The organism is Xanthomonas sp. F1 (assembly GCF_014199855.1).
The window spans coordinates 43,020-64,154 of sequence record NZ_JACHOK010000002.1; the positions used below are offsets into that span (position 1 = coordinate 43,020).

The window sequence follows — 21,135 nt, forward strand, 5'->3', positions numbered from 1 at the left end:
CGGCCTCACCCGCTCGCCAGGGCGGACAGGGCGAGCGGGTGTGCCGGCGGCAGCCCGCCGCGGCACTTGAGCACGCGCAGTTGTGCCGGCGCGGCGTCGATGGCGATGCGCAGCGCGGCCGGCGACGGATTGGCGGCGGCCTTCAGCGGCCGGTAGGCGAAGCCCAGGGTGCGCCCGGTCTCGGCCGCCACCTGCAGCCGGCGCAGGGTCTTGTCGCCGGCCAGCCCGGGCCAGCACAGCACCGCCGCGCAACTGCCCGAACGCAGGCATTGTTCGGCGGCCCAGGCCGCGTCGGCACCGGCGCGGACGATCTGCAACTGCGCCAGCGCCACGCCGGCCTGCGCCCAGGCGGCGGGGTAGGGCAGGTAGGGCGGATCGACCAGCACGATGCGGCCGCCGCCCTGCGACAGCCGCGCCAGCGTCGGCCACAGCAGTTGCAACTCGCCGATGCCGTCGGCGGCGTGCAACAGCTCGGTTAGCGCCATCTCCGGCCAGCCGCGCGCGGGCAGCACCGCGTCCAGCGCGGCGTGCCCGGTGGGCTGCGCGCTGGGCGGCAGCGCCGTCGGCTGGCCGCGCCAGACCCGGCGCTCGGCCAGCAGGCGGTCGAGGGCGACGACGGCGGCCATCAGCCGGGCCGGATCAGGCCGCAGTAATGCCCTTCGATGGCGAAGTCCTGCCCGCGGCCGACCACGATCGGCGCATAGGCGGGATTGCGCGGCAGCAAGGCGATGCCGTCGCCATCGGCGCGGTAGCGCTTGATGGTGAGTTCGCCGTCCAGCCGCGCCACCACGATCTGGCCGTTGCGCGCGTCGGCGGCGCGTCGCACCCCGACCAGGTCGCCGTCGAGGATGCCGTCGTCGATCATCGAGTCGCCCTGCACCCGCAGCAGGTAGTCCGGGCGCAGCGCGAACACCGCACGGTCCAGCCGCAACTGCTGGTCCAGGCCGATGTCGGCGCCGATCGGCGCGCCGGCGGCGACCCGGCCCAGCACCGGCAGTTGCAGCAGTTCGCTACGGTGGCCGGCCTGCGCCGGGCGCAGGCTGCGCGCCTGCTGCGGCACCTGCGCCAGCAGCCCGGCCTCGACCAGCGCCTGCACGTGCTTGCGCGCGGCATTGCGCGAGGCGAAGCCGAAACGTTCGGCGATCTCGGCCAGGCTCGGCGGCCGCCCCTCCTGCTCGATGCAGGCATGGACGTAGGCGAGGATGGCGGCGCGCTGCGGGGACAGGGTGGTCATGGTGTACATTTGTACACCGAGGGCGCGGCCTTGGCGAGATGGGGCGCTGAATGCGTTCGGACGCCGCGCCCAGTCAGCCTGGTGCGTCCAAGCGAGGCATCGGAAGTGGGGCGACTGCGCTTAGCTGCCGATTCCGGCCGAGGTCTTGGCCTTCGCGATTGGTGCTTTGCCGATGGGTTTGCCTGATTGCGCGGCGACCAGGTCGATCTGGATCCGGTAGCCAAGCGCGGTGGCGGCGCGGCTCAGCGTGTCCAGGGTGAGGCTGGTGTCGGTGGCGTCCAGCACGCGGTCCAGTTGCGAGCGGCTGGTGTTCATGCGCCTGGCCAGCGCGCTCTTGGTGAGCTTGGCGGACTTCATCGCTTCGGCGACCTGCCAGGCGATCACGCGCTTGGCGGCGAGCGCGGTGGTGTCTTCGAGGATGCCTTCCTCGGCCAGGAAGCTGTCCAAGCTGGATCCGATATGGAGATTGCGGCTCATCGCATCACCTCGTCTCTGCGGCGTTTGGCGGTGGCGAGATCGGCGCTCGGGGTCTTGCCCGATTTCTTGACGATGCCATGCAGCAGCACCATGTCCGATCCAACGGTGGTGAAAAAATCCGCGCAATGCCTTCGGGAATCGCACTGCGCACTTCCCACAGGTGCTGGTCCAGCTTGCGCACCAAAGGCATGCCGAGCGGCCATCCCAACTGCACTGTCTTGATGTCGCCGCCGATGGCGCGCCTGGCATCGGCGGACACGTCTTCCCTGAGCCAAACCCGCACCGGCTCGACGCCCGATGCGGCACGGTAGAGCGCACGTCCAGTGTGGTCTCCATGGCGGCATGGTGTACCAATTTTGGTGCATTCGCAAGCGCGCTCGCCGTCTTCTCAGCCGCGCGCGGCGCCATCCTCCGGCATCGCCCCGGCGTAGCGGGCGCGTGGCCGGATCAGCTTGCCCAGGGCCTGCTGCTCCAGGGCGTGGGCCAGCCAGCCGGCCTGGCGGGCGGCGGCGAACAGCACCAGGGCGTGCGCGGCCGGCAGGTCGTGGACGAAGCAGAGCGCGGCCAGCAGGCAGTCGATGTTCGGGCGCTGGCCGCTGCAGTCCTGGGCGGCGGCGATCACCGCGTCCACGTGCTGCATGCGCGCGCTGCCGCCGCTGCATTCGCGCAGCAGGCGCAGCACTTCGGCCGCGCGCGGATCGCCGTCCGGGTACAGGGCGTGGTGGAAGCCGGGCAGGTCGTCGCCGCGCTGCCAGCGTTCGGCGATCAGGGCGGCGGCGCTGGGCGCGTCCTGGGCGTCGCGCAGCAGGGCGTGGGCGCGCGCGGTGGCGCCGCCGTGGCGCGGGCCGGACAGCGCGGCCAGGCCGGCGCTGACGGTGGCGTGCAGCGGCGCGCCGGTGGAGGCGACCACGCGCGCGGCGAAGGCGGAGACGTTGAGTTCGTGGTCGGCGCACAGCAGCATCGCGGCGCGCACCAGTTCGGCGAAGTCGGCGTCGCCGGGACGCCAATGGTCGGCGATCAGGCGATGCAGCGGGCGCGCGTCCGGCGCGGTGCCGACCAGCAGCGCGGCGTTCTGCCGCAGCAGGGTGGCGGCGATTTCGCGGCGCACGCCGGGGGCGGCGTTGAGCGACTGGCGCAGCTCCAAGGCCAGCAGCGGGATGCAGGCCATGGCGCGTTCCAGTGGCGGGAGCGCGGCATGCCCGGCCAGCGGCGCCAGCACCGCCGGCCACGGCGCGACGGGGGCGCTGGCGAACGGGTCTTCGCCGTCGGGGCAGTCCCACAGCAGTCGCGCGACGTCCTCCAGGCTGGCGCCGGCACGCACCATGGCCACCGCTGAACGCCCGCGGTAGTAGGGGCCGTCTGGGCGGATCAGCGAGATCCGCGTCTCCAGCACCGGCAGGCCGCGGTCCAGGCTCTGCGCGGCGCCACGCGCGGCGCCGCGACCGGCGCGCTTGCGCTGCGCCAGCCGCTCCACTTCGGCGCGCAGGTAGGCGCGGCTGCGGTGGTCGGCGCCGGCGCGCGAACTCAGCAGGCCGCGGCTGACGTAGGCGTACAGCGTGGCGCTGCTGATGCCGAGCAAGGCGCAGGCCTGGGCGGCGGAGATCAGGTTGCGGTCGGTGGCGTCGGACATGAAGGGACGATAGGTTGATTCATTGAATCAAGATTGATCCGTGCCAGCGAGAGTGCCAGATTGGCGCCCATCGCGGAACGCCCGGCGGGGCGCGCCGCCTCTTCGTCAGGAGCCGCCCATGTCCCTCGTTTCCCCCGGCGCCGGTTTCCGCGCCGCCCTGGCCGCCGAAGCGCCGTTGCAGGTGATCGGTGCGATCAACGCCAACCATGCCCTGCTGGCGCAGCGTGCCGGCTACAAGGCGATCTACCTGTCCGGCGGCGGCGTCGCCGCCGGCTCGCTGGGCCTGCCGGACCTGGGCATCAACACCCTGGACGACGTGCTGATCGACGTGCGCCGCATCACCGACGTGTGCCCGCTGCCGCTGCTGGTGGATATCGACACCGGCTTTGGGCCGAGCGCGTTCAATATCGAGCGCACCATCAAGGCGCTGATCAAGGCCGGCGCGGCCGCCTGCCACATCGAGGACCAAGTCGGCGCCAAGCGCTGCGGCCATCGCCCGGGCAAGGAGATCGTCAGCCAGGGCGAGATGGTGGACCGGGTCAAGGCCGCGGCCGACGCCAAGACCGATCCGGACTTCTTCCTGATCGCGCGCACCGACGCGATCCAGGCCGAGGGCGTGGACGCGGCGATCGAACGCGCCATCGCCTGCGTGGAGGCCGGCGCCGACGGCATCTTCGCCGAGGCCGCCTACGACCTGGACACCTACCGCCGTTTCGTCGACGCAGTGAAGGTGCCGGTGCTGGCCAACATCACCGAGTTCGGCAAGACCCCGCTGTTCACCCGCGACGAACTGGCCTCGGCCGGCGTGGCGATCCAGTTGTTCCCGCTGTCGGCGTTCCGCGCCGCCAACAAGGCCGCCGAGGACGTGTACACCGCGATCCGCCGCGACGGTCACCAGCAGGCGGTGCTCGAGCGCATGCAGACCCGCGAGGAGCTGTACGAGCGCATCGGTTACCACGCCTTCGAGCAGCGCCTGGATGCGCTGTTTGCCGGCAAGGGCGCATGATCGGCGGCGATTTTCCTGCCCGAGTCCGTCCATGAATACCCAAGCCAGCGCTGCATCGTTCCTGCGCAGCCGCATCGATCGCCGCCAGACCGCGCGGCATCTGTTGCAGACCGAACTGGACAAGCTGTCCGAGGCCGAGCGCGAGGTGGTGGAGCGCTTCATCGCCAAGCGCCATGTGGCCCGCGACATCGTCAAGCAGGCCGACAGCGATCGCTCGCTGGGCGAGCGCATCGCCGACCGCGTCGCCGCGATCGGCGGCAGCTGGAGTTTCATCATCGGCTTCGGCCTAGTGCTGCTGGGCTGGATCGCGCTCAACAGCCTGCTGCTGGCGCACGCCTTCGATCCGTATCCCTACATCCTGCTCAACCTGTGCCTGTCGTGCCTGGCCGCGATCCAGGCGCCGGTGATCATGATGAGCCAGAACCGCCAGGCGGCGGTGGACCGCCTGCACGCGCAGAACGACTACGAAGTGAACATCAAGGCCGAACTGGAAATCCTGCAGGTGCACGAGAAGCTCAACCAGCTGCGCGAGCAGGACTGGGCGACGCTGGTGGAACTGCAGAACCGCCAGATCCTCATGCTGCAGCAACTGCTCGAGCGCGCCGGGATCTCGCCGCCGCCGCAGGCGTCCTGATCCACTGCACCCATCCGACCGCAACACCCGGGAGATTCGCCATGAACGACAGCACCGCTCCGCAGACCGCCCCCGGCTTCAAGCCGAAGAAATCGGTGGCCCTGTCCGGCACCGCCGCCGGCAACACCGCGCTGTGCACGGTGGGCCGCAGCGGCAACGACCTGCACTACCGCGGCTACGACATCCTGGACCTGGCGCGCAGCAGCCAGTTCGAGGAGATCGCCTACCTGCTGGTGCACGGCAAGCTGCCCAGCAACAGCGAGCTGCGCGGCTACAAGGCCAAGCTGCGCTCGCTGCGCGGCATCCCGGCCGCGGTCAAGGCCGCGCTGGAGCAGTTGCCGCCGTCGGCGCATCCGATGGACGTGATGCGCACCGGCGTGTCGGTGCTGGGCTGCGTGCAGCCGGAGAAGGACGACCACAACCATCCCGGCGCGCGCGACATCGCCGACAAGCTGATGGCCAGCCTCGGCTCGATGCTGCTGTACTGGTACCACTACAGCCACAACGGCCGGCGCATCGAGGTGGAGACCGACGACGATTCGATCGGCGGACACTTCCTGCGCCTGCTGCACGGCTTCAAGCCGCACGAGGAATGGGTGCAGGCGATGCACACCAGCCTGATCCTGTACGCCGAGCACGAGTTCAACGCCTCCACCTTCGCCTGCCGGGTCATCGCCGGCACCGGCAGCGACATGTACAGCGCCATCGCCGGCGGCATCGGCGCGCTGCGCGGGCCCAAGCATGGCGGTGCCAACGAGGTGGCTTTCGAGGTGCAGAAGCGCTACGACACGCCGGACGAAGCCGAGGCCGACATCCGCGCGCGGGTCGAGCGCAAGGAAGTCATCATCGGCTTCGGCCACCCGGTGTATACGGTGTCGGACCCGCGCAACCAAGTCATCAAGGACGTGGCGCGCGAACTGTCCGAGGCGCAGGGCAGCCGCAAGATGTACGACATCGCCGAGCGCCTGGAGACGGTGATGTGGGACATCAAGAAGATGTTCCCGAACCTGGATTGGTTCAGCGCGGTCAGCTACCACATGATGGGCGTGCCGACGGCGATGTTCACCCCGCTGTTCGTCATTGCCCGCACCGCCGGCTGGAGCGCGCACATCATCGAGCAGCGCGTCGACGGCAAGATCATCCGCCCCAGCGCGAACTACGTGGGGCCGGAGGATCAGGCGTTCGTGCCGATCGATCAACGCAAGTGATGCTGCTAAAAATCGTCTACCCCGAGTGACACTCCCCTCTCCCGCCGGGAGAGGGGGCGGGGGTGAGGGTACGGGCGCCAGGGACGTCTGCGATGGAAGTCCTTTCTTCGAGACACCTTCCTGGCCGCCCGTACCCTCATCCGCCCTCATGAGGAGTCGGATTTCACTAGGCTTCGCTCGTACCCTCATCCGCCCCTTCGGGGCACCTTCCCCCCAAAAGGGGGCCAAGGTCCCGGTGGGAGAAGGGATCTGTCTTCGCTTTTTTCTACTGTAGCCAGCCATGAACAGCCACTACCGCCTTCCCTTGCCCGGCACCGCGCTGGACTACTTCGACGCGCAGGCCGCGGTCGACGCGATCAGTCCAGGCGCCTATGCCGGCCTGCCTTACGTCTCGCGCGTGTTCGCCGAAAACCTGGTGCGCCGCTGCGATCCGGACCTGCTGCACGAGGCCTTGCTGCAGCTGGTCGAGCGTCGCCGCGACCTGGATTTTCCGTGGTTTCCGGCGCGGGTGGTGTGCCACGACATTCTCGGCCAGACCGCGCTGGTGGACCTGGCCGGGCTGCGCGATGCCATCGCCGAGCAGGGCGGCGACCCGGCCAAGGTCAATCCGGTGGTGCCGGTACAGTTGATCGTCGACCACTCACTGGCGGTGGAATGCGGCGGCGACGATCCGCAGGCCTTCGCCAAGAACCGCGCGATCGAGGATCGCCGCAACGAGGACCGCTTCCACTTCATCGACTGGAGCAAGCGCGCGTTCCGCAACGTGGACGTGATCCCGCCGGGCAACGGCATCATGCACCAGATCAATCTGGAGAAGATGTCGCCGGTGATCTACGTGCACGACGGCGTCGCCTTCCCCGATACCTGCGTGGGCACCGACAGCCATACCCCGCACGTGGACGCGCTGGGCGTGATCGCGATCGGTGTCGGCGGGCTGGAGGCGGAGAGCGTGATGCTCGGCCGCGCCTCGTGGATGCGCCTGCCGGACATCGTCGGCGTGGAGCTGAGCGGCCGGCCGCAGCCCGGCATCACCGCCACCGACGTGGTGCTGGCGCTGACCGAATTCCTGCGCCAGGAGCGCGTGGTCGGCGCGTACCTGGAATTCTTCGGCGAAGGCGCCGCCGCGCTGACCATTGGCGACCGCGCCACCATCTCCAACATGTGCCCGGAATACGGCGCCACCGCGGCGATGTTCTACATCGACCAGCAGACCCTGGACTACCTGCGCCTGACCGGGCGCGAGGAAGCGCAGGTGGCGCTGGTGGAGCAGTACGCGCGCACCACCGGGCTGTGGGCCGATGCGCTGGCCACCGCGCAGTACGAGCGCGTGCTGCGCTTCGACCTGTCGCAGGTGGTGCGCAACATGGCCGGCCCCAGCAACCCGCACAAGCGCGTGGCGACCACCGAGCTGGCCGCGCGCGGCATCGCCGACGCCGCCAAGCTCGCCGCCGGCCAGGCCGAGCAGGCGCAGGGGTGCATGCCCGACGGTGCGGTGATCATCGCCGCCATCACCAGTTGCACGAACACCTCCAACCCGCGCAACGTCATCGCCGCCGGCCTGCTGGCGCGCAATGCGCGCGCGCGCGGCCTGGCCCGCAAACCATGGGTGAAGACCTCGCTGGCGCCCGGATCCAAGGCGGTGCAGCTGTACCTGGAGGAAGCCGGCCTGCTGCCGGACCTGGAGGCGCTGGGCTTCGGCATCGTCGCCTTCGCCTGCACCACCTGCAACGGCATGAGCGGCGCGCTGGATCCGCGCATCCAGCAGGAGATCGTGGCGCGCGACCTGTACGCCACCGCGGTGCTGTCGGGCAACCGCAATTTCGACGGGCGCATCCATCCCTACGCCAAGCAGGCGTTCCTGGCCTCGCCGCCGCTGGTGATCGCCTACGCCATCGCCGGCACGGTGCGCTTCGATATCGAGAAGGACGTGCTGGGCACCGACGCCGACGGACGCGAGGTGCGGCTGAAGGACATCTGGCCCAGCGACGCCGAGATCGATGCGGCAGTGCGCGCCGCGGTGAAGCCGGAACAGTTCCGCCGCGTCTATGCGCCGATGTTCAACGTGCGCGTGGAGCAGGGCGCACCGGTAGCGCCGCTGTACGACTGGCGCCCGCGCAGCACCTACATCCGCCGCCCGCCGTACTGGGAAGGCGCGCTGGCCGGCGAACGCACGCTACGCGGCATGCGCGCGCTGGCGGTGCTCGGCGACAACATCACCACCGACCACTTGTCGCCGTCCAACGCGATCCTGGCCGACAGCGCCGCCGGCGAATACCTGGCGCACATGGGCGTGCCGGAGGAAGACTTCAATTCCTATGCCACGCACCGCGGCGACCACCTCACCGCGCAGCGCGCCACCTTCGCCAACCCCAAGCTCATCAACGAGATGGCGGTGGTCGACGGCAAGGTGCAGCAGGGCTCGCTGACCCGGCTGGAACCGGACGGGCAGGTGCTGCGCATGTGGGAGGCGATCGAGACCTACATGGCGCGCAAGCAGCCGCTGATCGTGATCGCCGGTGCCGACTACGGCCAGGGTTCCTCGCGCGATTGGGCGGCCAAGGGCGTGCGCCTGGCCGGGGTCGAGGCGATCGTCGCCGAGGGCTTCGAGCGCATCCATCGCACCAACCTGATCGGGATGGGCGTGCTGCCGCTGCAGTTCCTGCCGGGCACCACACGCACGACCCTGGGCATCGACGGCAGCGAGACCTTCGACGTGGTCGGCGCGCGCACCCCGGGCGCCACGCTGACCCTGCGCGTCGTGCGCAAGGACGGCGCCGCGGTGGAGGTGCCGGTGCTGTGCCGGCTGGACAGCAACGAGGAGGTGTCCATCTACGAAGCCGGCGGCGTGTTGCAGCGCTTCGCCCAGGACTTCCTCGAGGACGCCCGCAGCGCCTGAGCCGGCTGCCGCTGTCATCGGGCGCGTGCCATGCTGGCCGCGCCCGCCACCGCCGAGGAAACCGCCATGAGCACATCCGCCACCACCACCGGGACCGTCCAGTTGCATCGCGTGCTGCGCGCGCCGGCCGAGCGCGTCTACCGCGCCTTCCTGGAACCGGCGGCGCTGGCCAAATGGCTGCCGCCGCATGGCTTCGTCGCCACCGTGCATGCGCTGGACGCGCGGGTGGGCGGCAGCTTCCGGATGAGTTTCACCAACCTCGGCACCGGCACCAGCAGTGCCTTCGGCGGTACCTACCTGGAACTGGTGCCCGGCCAGCTGATCCGCCACACCGACCGCTTCGACAACCCGGACCTGCCCGGCGAGATGATCGTGACCGTGCGGCTGCGGCCGGTGGCCTGCGGCACCGCGCTGGAGATCGTGCAGGAGGGCATCCCGCCGCAGATCCCGGTGGAGTTCTGCCATCTCGGCTGGCAGGAGTCGCTGACCTTGCTGACGCAACTGGTCGAGCCCGAGATTCCCGATTCGCCCTGATCCGCCGTCTCTTCTTTTCGCACGTACCTGGAACCGCCATGACCCACGTTCCGCAACGCCGCATCCCCGCCACCTACATGCGCGGTGGCACCTCCAAGGGCATGTTCTTCCGCCTGCAGGACCTGCCCGCGGCGGCGCAGACGCCGGGCCCGGCGCGCGATGCGCTGCTGCAGCGGGTGATCGGCAGCCCCGATCCCTACGCCAAGCAGATCGACGGCATGGGCGGGGCCACCTCCAGCACCAGCAAGACCGTGATCGTGGCGCCGAGCACGCGTCCCGACCACGACGTGGACTACCTGTTCGGCCAGGTGGCGATCGAGCGTGCGTTCGTGGACTGGAGCGGCAACTGCGGCAATCTGTCGGCGGCGGTGGGGCCGTTCGCGATCGCCGCCGGGCTGGTCGATGCGGCGCGGATTCCGCGCGACGGTGTCGCCACGGTGCGGATCTGGCAGGCCAACATCAGCAAGACCATCGTCGCGCAGGTGCCGATGACGGGCGGCGCGGTGCAGGAGACCGGCGATTTCGAGCTGGACGGGGTGACCTTCCCGGCGGCGGAGATCGCGCTGGAATTCCTCGACCCGGCCGCCGACGAGGACGGCGCCGGCGGCGCCATGTTCCCCACCGGCAATCTGGTCGACACGCTGGAGGTGCCGGGCGTCGGCACGTTCCAGGCGACCCTGATCAACGCCGGCATCCCTACCATCTTCCTCGAGGCGCAGGCGCTGGGGTACCAGGGCACCGAACTGCAGGACGCGATCAACGGCGATGCGCAGGCGCTGCAGCGCTTCGAGACGATCCGCGCGTACGGCGCGCTGCGGATGGGCCTGATCGCCACGCTGGACGATGCGGCGACGCGCCAGCACACGCCCAAGGTCGCCTTCGTCGCGCCGCCGGCCGACTACACCGCCTCCAGCGGCAAGCCGGTGGCGGCCGCCGACATCGACCTGCTGGTGCGGGCGATGTCGATGGGCAAGCTGCACCACGCGATGATGGGCACCGCGGCGGTGGCGATCGGTACCGCCGCGGCGATTCCCGGCACCCTGGTCAACCGCGCCGCCGGTGGCGGCGAGCGCACCGCGGTGCGCTTCGGCCACCCCTCGGGTACCTTGCGGGTCGGCGCCGAGGCGCGCCAGGTCGACGGCCAGTGGACCGTCACCAAGGCCTTGATGAGCCGCAGCGCGCGGGTGCTGATGGAAGGCTGGGTGCGGGTGCCGGCGACGTCGGCCGGTTGAGCCGGCAGGCCGTGCGAAGGCGCCAGCTCCGCACGGCGCAGTCAACGGCGGCGGGGCCGCTCAACTGCAGTCCGCGTTGAGCGACGGGTAGGCCGTGTTGAGCAGCCATTTGCCCGCCGTGCCTTTCGCGCCGGGGGAGTTGGCATACCAGAAGCAGACCTTGACCGGCTTGAACTTGCGCCAGTTGCTGCAGATGCCGTCCCCGTCCGCGGCGGTGCAGGCCCATCCCGCGGTGATGCCGACGCTGGCCGCATCGGCGATGTCTTTCGCGCCGCCACTGGTGCCGCAGTCGGCGTGCTTGCCGGTCGTGGCCGTGGCCCACTTGCTGAAGGCGCCCTGGAACGCGGCCCAGTTGGCGAACGCCGATTTTCCGAGCTGACTCTGCGCGCCGCTGGGCGGCAGCGGCGCCGTGGCGTTCTGCATGTGCAGGCCGACATGCCCGCCAATGCCGCCAGCGGCACGATTGGCGGTGTCCGACGCGGTGCTGGCCACGATGTTGTCGACCGCGGTGCAGGTCTTGGCCTGGGCGGAGCAGGCGAGCAGCGTCGCGCAGAGCGCGGCGACGAGGGATAGGGGGCGGGGTGTGAACATCGGGGTCTCTCCAAGACAGCGCGGATGCGCGTTCTTCAGACGCAGGAGCGATCGCTGTGTGAAGCGGCACGCAGCATGCGATGCCATTCCGTGCGGCCCGGTTGGGCTTGCGGCAGCAGCATGGCCGTCTGCGCTGCTGGCCTTTCGACTGCGGGCGCATGACGTGCGGTTTGGCATGGGCGTTTGCAGGAGCGGCGTGCCATGGGTGGAGCATCGTCTGGGCGTGTTGCTGCCACCGGTGCTGCAAAGCGGCCTGGAGCCTGAGGACTTCGCGCGTCGGGACTGAAGTCCCTCCCACAAGGGCATCTCGCGGTCCGATGCGCCGCGGCCGCTTCCATCGCCGCCGGCGACTGCGCGCGATACCTGCCATTGTGGGAGGGACTTCAGTCCCGACGCGACGAAAAGCGGCTGCCGCAATCCGAGGAGGAAGCCCGCCCGGGCCGGCAGCCGCTTTTGCCAATCCCGACTCCCCAATCCCGAATCCCGGCCTCCCCAGGTGACGCCGGCCGCCGCAGGATGTATATTTTGTGTTAATTATGCTGCGGCGCGGCAAGGACTCGGCGCGCTCCCGATTACGCCCACCCATCCCGGAGTTCCCATGTCTGCCAGTTGGTCGCTGCGCGCCAGTGCGCTTGCCGTTGCCGTCGTTTCCGCGCTTTCGTTCCCCGCCGCCGCCCAGCAGGCGGACAGCACCGACGGGGTCGCCCGTCTGGACACGATCAAGGTCACCGCCGAGCGCCGCGCCGAGGACTCCAAGGACGTGCCGGTGTCGGCCAGCGTGCTGCGCCCGGAGTACCTGGACGCCATCGCCACCAGCGGCTCGGACGTGCGCGTGCTGGCCGGCAAGGCGCCCAGCCTCAATGTCGAGTCGTCCAACGGCCGCGTGTTCCCGCGCTTCTACATCCGCGGCTACGGCAACACCGACTTCAACACCTACGCCTCGCAGCCGGTGTCGCTGATCTATGACGACGTGGTCGCCGAGAACGCGTTCCTGAAGGGCTTCCCGATCTTCGACCTGCAGAGCCTGGAAGTGCTGCGCGGTCCGCAGGGCACGCTGTTCGGCCGCAACACCCCCGCCGGCGTGGTCAAGTTCAACTCGGTCAAGCCGACCATCGGCGCCAACGACGGCTACGCCAGCCTGTCCTACGGCACCTACGGCACCATGACCATGGAAACCGGCCTGAGCGTGGCCATGGGCGACAAGTGGGCCGCGCGCCTGTCGGCGCTGGGCCAGCGCCGTGGCGACTGGGTCGACAACACCATCGACAACCGTTCGTTCGAAGGCTACATGGACTCGGCGGTGCGCCTGCAGGTGCTGTTCCAGCCGGGCGAGGACTTCAGCGCGCTGTTCAACGCGCACGCGCGCCACCTCGACGGCACCGCGCGGCTGTTCCGCGCCAACATCTTCCAGCCGGGCACCAACCAGCTGGTCGCCGGCTTCGATCCGGACAAAGTGTCCATCGATGGCAAGAACACCCAGGAACTGCAGACCTACGGCGGCAGCGCCAACCTGACCTGGGACCTGGGCGACATCGTGCTGCACTCGATCACCGGCTACGAGGGCATCGGCAAGTACTACAGCCGCGGCGACATCGACGGCGGCTACGGCGCGGTGTTCGCGCCGCCGTCCGGTCCCGGAGTGATCCCGTTCCCGGTGGAGACCGCTGGCGGCATCAAGAACCTGGACCAGTACTCGCAGGAGCTGCGCGCCGAGTCGCAGTACGCCGGGCCGCTGAACTGGCAGGCCGGTCTGTACTACTTCCACGATTCGGTGGAAGGCGAGAACTACACCTACAACACCCTGGCTGGCGGCACCCTGGCCAGCTACCAGCTGACCCGCCAGCGCAACACCTCGTGGGCGGCGTTCGGCTCGCTGAACTACGCGGCGACCGAGCGCCTGAACCTGCGCGCCGGCATCCGCTACACCTACGACAAGAAGATCTTCGACGTGCTCGCGCTGGACCGCGTGACCCTGCAGCAGCCCTCCAGCGGCAGCACCGACAACTCCAAGGTCACCGGCGACCTCAGCGCCACCTACACGATCAACGACAACGTCAACGTTTACGGGCGTGCCGCCCGCGGCTTCCGCGGCGCCAGCTTCGGCGTACCGTCGGCCACCGCGCCGCTGACCGTGGCCGCGCCGGAGACCGTGGATTCGTTCGAGGTCGGCATCAAGTCCGACCTGTTCGACAAGCGCGCGCGCCTGAGCTTCGACGTCTACGACTTCAAGGTGAAGAACCAGCAGCTGACCGCGGTCGGCGGCGCCTCCAACGACGTGCGCCTGCTCAACGCCAAGGCCTCCAAGGCGCGCGGTGCCGAGTTCGATTTCGAAGCGCTGTTGACCCAGAACCTGCGCATGACCCTGGGTGGCGCCTACAACTGGACCCGCATCGAGGACTCGACCCTGTCGGTGGGCGTGTGCCGCACCTGCACCGTGACCGATCCGATCAATGCCTCCGGTCGCGCGCTGATCGACGGCAACGTGCTGCCGCAGGCGGCCAAGTGGATGGGCAACGCGACCCTGCGTTACGGCATCCCGGTTGGCGACGACGCCGAGTTCTTCTTCTTCACCGACTGGTCCTACCGCAGCGAGATCAACTTCTTCCTGTACGACTCGCGCGAGTTCGTCGGCCAGCCGCTGCTCGAGGGCGGTGCCAAGATCGGCTACAACTGGGGCGCCGGCGCGTACGAGGTCTCGGTGTTCTGCCGCAACTGCACCAACCAGATCCGCGCCACCGGTGCGATCGACTTCAACAACCTCACCGGCTTCATCAACGATCCGCGCATCGTCGGCGCGCAGTTCCGCGCCAACTTCTGATCCGCGGCCTCGCCGTTGCACGACCGACCGCCGGCTATCATGCCGGCGGTTCTTTTTTGGGAGACGCGCATGCGCAATCTGATCCGATGGGCGGCGCTGGCGCTGCTGGCCACCGCGCCCGTCGCTGCCGCAGCGGCGGCGCGCCCGGCAGCTGTCGCGCCGCCGCAGGGCGCCGGCGTGTCCCCTTCGCCCGCACAGAGAGTGATCGTCTCCACCGACATCGGCGACGACATCGACGATGCGTTCGCGCTGGCGCTGCTGTTGCGCAGCCCGGAACTGCAGGTGCTGGGCATCGCTTCGGCGTGGGGCGACACCGGCCTGCGTGCGCAACTGCTGCAGCGGCTGCTGCAGCAGGCCGGCCGCGACGACATCCCGCTGGCGATCGGCCAGCGCACCACCAGCACCATCCCCTTCAGCCAGGCGCGCTGGGCGGCAAAGGGCCGGCTGCCCGCGGCGGCGCCGGACGCGGCGCAGTTCATCCTGGCGCAGGCGCGGCGTTACCCCGGCCAGGTCACCCTGCTGGTGCTCGGTCCGCTGACCGACGTGGCGCGCGCGCTGCAGCGCGACCCGGCCGGCTTCGCCCAGCTCAAGCAGGTGGTGCTGATGGGCGGTTCGGTGCGCGCGGGCTACGGCAAGTCGCGCTACCGTCCGCCCAATCCGCCGGCGGCCGAGTACAACATCGCCGCCGACATCGGCGCCGCGCAGCGCGTGTTCGCCGCCGGCGTGCCGATCGTGATGCTGCCGCTGGACGCCACCCAGGTGACCCTGGAGGAACCGGAGCGGGTGGCGCTGTTCGCCCACGGCGAGCCGCTGACCGACGCGTTGGCGCAGCTCTACTACCAGTGGCGCGACACCGACCAGCCCTGGGCCAGCGCCACCCCGACTCTGTTCGACGTGGTGCCGGTGGCGCAGTTGCTCGACCCGGGCCTGTGCCCCACCGTGCCGCTGCGCATCGTGGTCGACGACAAGGGCTATACCCGTGAGGCGCCGGCGGCGGACGCCCCAGGCGCTGCGGCCAATGCCCAGGTGTGCCTGGCGCTGGATAGGCCGCGACTGATCGCGCTGTACATGCGGCGGTTGCTGCGCTGAGGCCGGTGCGCCGACACGTGGCGGTGCAGGGGCGGCTCGCCATGAGGCCATCGCAGCGCCGCTGGGCGACGTGTTAGTCGCGACAAGCGGTGCCACTGGCTGATGCGTTGCGCTGCAGTCGGGACTGAAGTCCCTCCCACAAGAGGTCTCGTGCCGTCGGTGCTGTGTGCGTCGGCATGGCGCATCGGATTGCCCGCTGTGGAAGCAGCTTCATCGCGACAAGTGGAGCCACCGGCCGATCCGTTACTCTGCAGTCGGGACTGAAGTCCCTCCCACATGAGGTCTCGTGCCGTCGGTGCTGTGGGTGTCGGCATGGCGCATCGGATTGTCCGCTGTGGAAGCAGCTTCATCGCGACAAGTGGAGCCACCGGACGATCCGTTACTCTGCAGTCGGGACTGAAGTCCCTCCCACATGAGGCTTGCGCCGTGAGTGCTGTCGGCAGGGCCATCGGATTGGCTTTCTTGTGGGAGGGACTTCAGTCCCGACGCGTGAAGCTATCGGCGCATCCATTGCCGTCGCGTCGGGACGACGTCCCTCCCGCATGACCTCGAGGCGAGGGCGCACGGGTACTCATTCAGGGGGGAGGAGCGGCTTCAGCCGCGACGGGCTTTCCCGGGAATGCCTGTCGCGGCTGAAGCCGCTCCTACGGGGGGCTCCACAGCGATCGTCGGCATGGTTGCGGGGCGTGCTTCCGCACCGACGGCGGCCTGCCGCGCACACGCCGATGGATGGTGCATCTTCGTTCCTCCAGCCGTCGCGCCGGCGCTTTATACTCGCGCCACATTCACGGAGCGAACGCATGCACACGGATTCGAAGCGGCGCTGGGCGGGCCTGCGCGCGGGGTTGATGGGGACGTTTCTGCTGCTGGGCCTTGCGCTGGCGCTGGGTGGCTGCAAGCGCAACGAATCCGGGCAGTTGCCCGAGGCCAGCGGCGAGCCGGTGAAGGGGCAGAAGGAAGCGATGAAGGGCTTCGGCCTGGTCCGCGCCTATCCCGACCAGAAGGGCGACGGGCTGTCGCTGGCGCTGGAGTTCTCGCGGCCGCTGGTCGGCACCCAGGATTTCGACAAGCTGCTGCGCTTCGAGGAGAAGGTCGGTACCGACGAGAGCGCCTGGTCGCTGTCCGACGACGGCAAGACCCTGCGCTATCCCTACGTGGAGGCGGCCAAGGACTACACCGTGGTGATCTCGGCCGACCTGCTGGCCGCCGACGGCAGCCGCCTGGGCAAGCCGCTCAAGCAGAAGGTCTACACCGGCGAACTGACTCCGGCGGTCGGCTTCGCCTCGCAGGGCAGCGTGCTGCCGGCGCGCGAGAGCCGCGGCCTGCCCGTGGTCTCGCTCAACGTGCCGGAAGTGGACGTGGAGTTCATGCGGGTCAAGGACGGCGCGCTGCCGACGTTCTTCGCCCAGTACCAGCGCGGCGGCCGCCGCGGCACCTGGGAGCTGGACAGCGACTACGGCGAGCACACCCCGATCTCGCAGATGGCCGACTCGGTCTACGTCAACCGCTTCGTGCTCGGCGGCGACAAGAACGAGCGCGCGCTGACCTACCTGCCGATCCAGGAGATCAAGGAGCTGCAGGCGCCGGGCCTGTACTTCGCGGTGCTGCGCCGCCCAGGCAAGTTCGACAACGAATACGACACCGCCTTCTTCACCGTCAGCGACATCGGCCTGCACGCGCGCGCCTACAAGGACAAGCTGTTCGTCCACACCGCCTCGCTGCAGAGCGGCGAGCCGCTGAAGAAGGTGGAATTGCGCGTGCTCAGCGCCGACGGCGAGCTGTTCCTGAAGGGCCAGACCGACGACAACGGCAACGCGCTGCTGAACTACACGCTCGACGCCGGCCAGGTGCTGGTGGCGCGCAGCGGCACCGACCTGTCGATGCTGCCGTTCAACCAGCCGGCGCTGGACCTGAGCGAGTTCGCGGTGGCTGGGCGCGAGAACGCCTGGTTCGACGTGTTCGCCTGGTCCGGCCGCGACCTGTACCGCCCCGGCGAGACGGTGCGGGTGTCGGCGCTGCTGCGCGACAACGACGGCAAGCCGGTGCCGACCACCGGCAAGGGCGCGCAGCCGGTGTTCCTGCGGCTCAAGCAGCCCGACGGCAAGATCTTCCGCGAGACCCGGCTGCAGCCGGGTGAGCAGGGCTATTTCAGCTTCGAGCAGTTGATCCCCGCCGACGCCCCGACCGGGCGCTGGCAGGTGGAGTTCCGTACCGACCCGACCAGCAAGGAAGCGGTGCAGGGCATGACCCTGCGCATCGAGGAATTCCTGCCCGAGCGCATGAAGCTGGACCTGGACAGCGCGCAGAAGACGCTCAAGCCAGGCGAGCCGTTCAAGCTGCAGGCCACCGCTGCCTACCTGTACGGCGCGCCGGCCGCGGGCAACCGCTTCACCGCCAAGCTGGCGGTGGCGGTCGAGCAGCACCCGGTGGAGGCGCTGCCGGGCTACTTCTTCGGCGACCCGACCCTGCAGTTGCCGCGCGAAGCCAAGGACGTGGTCGATACCGAGTTCGGCGCCGACGGCAAGCTCAGCGAGGACCTGGCGCTGCCCGACGAGGCCAAGCCGACCAGCACCATCGCCGCGCTGGTCTCGGCCAGCGTGTACGAGACCGGCGGTCGCACCGTCACCCGCACGCTCAAGCGCGTGCTGTGGCCGGCGCCGACGCTGGTCGGCGTGCGCCCGCTGTTCGACGACAAGGACGGTGCCGACGCCAATGCCAACGCGCGCTTCGAACTGATGCGGGTGGACGCGCAGGGCAGGCCGCAGCCGGCCAAGGGCCTGAAGGTGACCCTGGTGCGCGAACTGCGCGACTACCACTGGGCGTTCACCGACAACCGCTGGGACTACGATTTCACCCGCCGCTTCGAGAACAAGCAGACGCTCACCGTCGATGCCGGCGCCAGCGCCGCCAAGTTCGATTTCCCGGTGGAATGGGGCGAGTACCGGGTGGACGTGTTCGATCCGGCGACCGGCCTGACCACGCGCTACCCGTTCCATGCCGGCTGGAGCTGGAACGACGAGAACCGCGGCCTCGATGCGCGCCCGGACAAGGTCAAGCTGGCGCTGGACAAGACCGGCTACAAGGCCGGCGACACGCTCAAGGTCACCCTGACCCCGCCGCACGCCGGCCCCGGCCTGCTGATGGTCGAGAGCGACCGCATGCTGTACGTGCAGGACATCGACGTGAAGCCGGGCAGCCGCTTCGAGATCCCGGTGACCAAGGACTGGGAACGCCACGACGTCTACGTCACCGCGCTGGTGTTCCGCGGCGGCTCGGCGCCGAGCAAGATCACCCCGGCGCGCGCGGTCGGCGTGGCCTACGTGCCGATGGACCGCAAGGCCCGGCGCGTGGCGGTGGGCCTGGTCGCGCCCAAGCAGATGCGCCCGGAGCAGCCGCTGCCGGTGACGGTGAGCGTGCCGGAACTGGCCGGCAAGCAGGCGCACGTGACCATCTCCGCGGTGGACGTGGGCATCCTCAACATCACCCGCTTCCCGGTGCCCGACGCCAACGCGCAGTTCTTCGCGCAGCGGCGCCTGGGCGTGGACGCCTACGACATCTACGGCCGGGTCATCGAGAGCTTCGAGGGCGGCACCGGCAAGCTGCGCTTCGGCGGTGACATGGCGCTTGCGGCGTTGCCGCAGGCCAAGCGCCCGACCGCGCGCGTGCAGACCGTGGACCTGTTCTCCGGCCCGGTGCAGCTCGACGCCAAGGGCAACGCCCGCGTGCAACTGCCGGTGCCGGACTTCAACGGCACCCTGCGCGTGTCGGCGCTGGTCTATTCGGACGAGCGTTACGGCAACCGCGACGTGGAGACGCTGGTGCGCGCGCCGATCGTGGCCGAGGCCAGCATGCCGCGGGTGATGGCGCCGGGCGACCGCAGCACCGTGACCCTGGACGTGCAGAACTTCACTGGCCAGCCGGGCGAGTTCAAGGTGCGGGTGGATGGCGAAGGCCCGCTGGCGATCGCCGACAACGCGCGCAGCGCCAAGCTGGGCAAGGACGGCAAGGCCACGCTGAGCTTCCCGCTGGTGGCGCAGGAGGGCTACACCGTGGCCAAGGTGCGGGTGCGGGTGGAGGGGAACGGCTATGCCGCCGACCGCCGCTACGACCTGCCGGTGCGTGCGGCGTGGCCGTCGGTGCTGCGCACGCAGACCCGCGTGCTCGACCAACTGGCGCCGGTGACCCTGGGCGCCAGCGATGCCGAGGGCCTGATGGCCGGCTCGGTCAACGCGCGCATGCTGGTCAGCGCATTGCCGCCGATCCCGTTCGCCAGTGCCCTGCAAGGCGCGCTGGAGTACCCCTACGGCTGCGCCGAGCAGACCACCAGCAAGGGCTACGCCGCATTGTTGCTCGACGACGCCACCGCACGCCTGCTCGGGGTCAAGGGCCTGGATGCGGCCACCCGCCGCGCGCGCATGGAAGGCGCGTTCGGGCGGCTGGCCTCGATGCAGGTCTCCAGCGGCCACTTCTCGATGTGGGGCGACGACGGCTACGTCAATCCGGGGCTGACCCCGTACATCGCCGAGTTCCTGCTCGACGCCAAGGACGCCGGTTTCGCGGTGCCCGACAACGTGCTGCAGAAGGCGTTGAACCGGCTCAGCGAGGACCTGCTGTCCGGTGGCAACAACTTCTACGGCCAGGACCGCCGCGAGAACCTGAAGTTCGCCAACCAGGCCTGGTCCGGCTACGTGCTGGCGCGGGTCAACCGTGCGCCGCTGGGCACGCTGCGCGCGCTGTACGACAACGATCGCGGCAAGGCACTGACCGGCCTGTCGCTGGTGCACCTGGGCGTGGCGCTGTCGCTGCAGGGCGACAAGAAGCGCGGCGAGGCGGCGATCGCCGCTGGGTTCGCCAAGGACAGCGCCGACCGGCCGCGGTACTTCGGCGACTACGGCAGCGTGGTCCGCGACGATGCGCTGATGATCGCGCTGCTGCACGAGCGTGGCCTGGCCAAGCCCGAGTACGACGCGCGGGTGATGGCGTTGGGCCGCGAACTGGACGCGCGCCGCCGTGGCGGCTGGCTGTGGCTGAGCACGCAGGAGCAGGTGGCGCTGGCGCGCATGGGCAAGGCCCTGCTCAACAGCCAGACCGCGCAGGTGTCCGGGCAGTTGAATGTTGGCGACAGCAGCGAAACGATCGCCCCGGCAAAGGCCTTCGGCCGCCAGTTCGACGAGGCCGAACTGGCGCGCGGCGTGCACTTCGTGCCGCAGGGCCAGCCGCCGCTGTACGCCAGCCTGGAAATCGCCGGCGTACCGCGTACGCCGCCGGCGGCGGACGACAGCACACTGAAGGTGGAGCGCAGCTTCTACGGCACCGACGGCAAGCCATGGACGCCGCAGCCGTTGAAGGAGGGCGAGGCGTTGATCGTGCGCGTCACCATCACCTCCGACACCAGCATGCCCGACGCGCTGCTGACCGACCTGCTGCCGGCCGGCCTGGAGATCGAGAACTTCAACCTGGGCGACGCCAAGCAGTGGGCCGACGTGGTGGTGGACGGCATCGAGATCAGCGACCGTTCCAACGCCGCCGACGTCAAGCACGAGGAGTTCCGCGACGACCGCTACGTGGCCGCGCTGAGCCTGTCGGCCGGCAGCAAGGCGCAGGTGTTCTACCTGGTGCGCGCGGTGACCCCGGGCACCTACACGGTGCCGCCGTCGCTGGTCGAGGACATGTACCGTCCCGACCTGCGCGGGGTGGGCCGCAGCAACCCCGGCACGATCAACGTCGTGCAGCCCTGATCGAAAACTCCCTCTCCCCACGGGAGAGGGGCGGGGGGTGAGGGTACG

15 protein-coding genes and 1 pseudogene are annotated in these 21,135 nt (G+C 69.7%); 9 read left to right on the forward strand and 7 right to left on the reverse strand.

Features of this window, described 5'->3' with window-relative positions:
• Window positions 1–5: 5 nt before the first annotated feature.
• The 6 genes and pseudogenes from imuA to GGR71_RS04955 form a co-directional block, all read right to left on the reverse strand.
• A complete protein-coding gene (gene imuA / locus GGR71_RS04935; RefSeq protein WP_160963192.1) occupies window positions 6–626 on the reverse strand; it encodes a translesion DNA synthesis-associated protein ImuA in 621 nt (206 codons plus the stop codon).
• Window positions 626–1,234: a transcriptional repressor LexA gene (gene lexA, locus GGR71_RS04940; RefSeq protein ID WP_160963190.1), complete on the reverse strand. Its 609-nt coding sequence runs from the start codon at window positions 1,232–1,234 to the stop codon at window positions 626–628. The genes imuA and lexA overlap by 1 nt, the downstream gene beginning before the upstream one ends.
• A gap of 120 nt (window positions 1,235–1,354) precedes the next feature.
• Window positions 1,355–1,711 carry an XRE family transcriptional regulator gene (locus GGR71_RS04945; RefSeq protein WP_160963188.1) on the reverse strand — a complete coding sequence of 119 codons (357 nt, stop codon included), beginning with the start codon at window positions 1,709–1,711 and terminating at the stop codon, window positions 1,355–1,357.
• On the reverse strand, window positions 1,708–1,803 hold the full coding sequence (locus tag GGR71_RS20990) for a type II toxin-antitoxin system RelE/ParE family toxin (protein WP_237474580.1): 96 nt from the start codon (window positions 1,801–1,803) through the stop codon (window positions 1,708–1,710). Before GGR71_RS20990 ends, GGR71_RS04945 begins: the two co-directional genes overlap by 4 nt.
• Before the next feature lie 80 nt (window positions 1,804–1,883).
• A pseudogene (locus GGR71_RS20995) lies at window positions 1,884–1,994 on the reverse strand (type II toxin-antitoxin system RelE/ParE family toxin); the annotation flags it as partial.
• Between the two features lie 105 nt (window positions 1,995–2,099).
• Window positions 2,100–3,341: a citrate synthase family protein gene (locus GGR71_RS04955; RefSeq protein WP_160963186.1), complete on the reverse strand. Its 1,242-nt coding sequence runs from the start codon at window positions 3,339–3,341 to the stop codon at window positions 2,100–2,102.
• 118 nt (window positions 3,342–3,459) lie between these two features.
• On the opposite strand from GGR71_RS04955, the gene prpB reads away from it, so the two are divergent.
• The 6 genes from prpB (at window position 3,460) to prpF (ending at window position 10,851) form a co-directional block, all read left to right on the forward strand.
• Window positions 3,460–4,347: a methylisocitrate lyase gene (prpB, locus tag GGR71_RS04960; RefSeq protein ID WP_160963184.1), complete on the forward strand. Its 888-nt coding sequence runs from the start codon at window positions 3,460–3,462 to the stop codon at window positions 4,345–4,347.
• Window positions 4,348–4,378: 31 nt separating this feature from the next.
• Window positions 4,379–4,981, forward strand: coding sequence for a DUF1003 domain-containing protein (locus GGR71_RS04965; RefSeq protein WP_160963182.1), 603 nt, complete (start codon window positions 4,379–4,381; stop codon window positions 4,979–4,981).
• 41 nt (window positions 4,982–5,022) lie between these two features.
• Window positions 5,023–6,189: a bifunctional 2-methylcitrate synthase/citrate synthase gene (gene prpC / locus GGR71_RS04970; protein WP_160963180.1), complete on the forward strand. Its 1,167-nt coding sequence runs from the start codon at window positions 5,023–5,025 to the stop codon at window positions 6,187–6,189.
• A gap of 280 nt (window positions 6,190–6,469) precedes the next feature.
• Entirely contained in the window at window positions 6,470–9,085 is a 2,616-nt protein-coding gene (acnD, locus tag GGR71_RS04975) for a Fe/S-dependent 2-methylisocitrate dehydratase AcnD (protein WP_160963178.1), read from the forward strand.
• A 30-nt stretch (window positions 9,086–9,115) separates the two neighbouring features.
• Complete coding sequence (locus GGR71_RS04980; protein WP_160963176.1) at window positions 9,116–9,619, forward strand: SRPBCC family protein; 504 nt, start codon at window positions 9,116–9,118, stop codon at window positions 9,617–9,619.
• Between the two features lie 38 nt (window positions 9,620–9,657).
• Window positions 9,658–10,851 carry a 2-methylaconitate cis-trans isomerase PrpF gene (gene prpF, locus GGR71_RS04985; protein WP_160963174.1) on the forward strand — a complete coding sequence of 398 codons (1,194 nt, stop codon included), beginning with the start codon at window positions 9,658–9,660 and terminating at the stop codon, window positions 10,849–10,851.
• Between the two features lie 60 nt (window positions 10,852–10,911).
• Here the strand turns inward: prpF and GGR71_RS04990 are convergent, their stop codons facing one another.
• Window positions 10,912–11,529, reverse strand: a complete 618-nt coding sequence (locus GGR71_RS04990) for a hypothetical protein (RefSeq protein WP_237474579.1) — start codon at window positions 11,527–11,529, stop codon at window positions 10,912–10,914.
• A gap of 511 nt (window positions 11,530–12,040) precedes the next feature.
• Here GGR71_RS04990 and GGR71_RS04995 point away from each other — a divergent pair.
• The 3 genes from GGR71_RS04995 (at window position 12,041) to GGR71_RS05005 (ending at window position 21,087) form a co-directional block, all read left to right on the forward strand.
• Window positions 12,041–14,260: a TonB-dependent receptor gene (locus GGR71_RS04995; RefSeq protein ID WP_160963172.1), complete on the forward strand. Its 2,220-nt coding sequence runs from the start codon at window positions 12,041–12,043 to the stop codon at window positions 14,258–14,260.
• Between the two features lie 69 nt (window positions 14,261–14,329).
• Window positions 14,330–15,349, forward strand: a complete 1,020-nt coding sequence (locus GGR71_RS05000) for a nucleoside hydrolase (RefSeq protein ID WP_160963170.1) — start codon at window positions 14,330–14,332, stop codon at window positions 15,347–15,349.
• Between the two features lie 848 nt (window positions 15,350–16,197).
• A complete protein-coding gene (locus GGR71_RS05005; RefSeq protein WP_184451835.1) occupies window positions 16,198–21,087 on the forward strand; it encodes an alpha-2-macroglobulin family protein in 4,890 nt (1,629 codons plus the stop codon).
• Window positions 21,088–21,135: the final 48 nt, after the last annotated feature.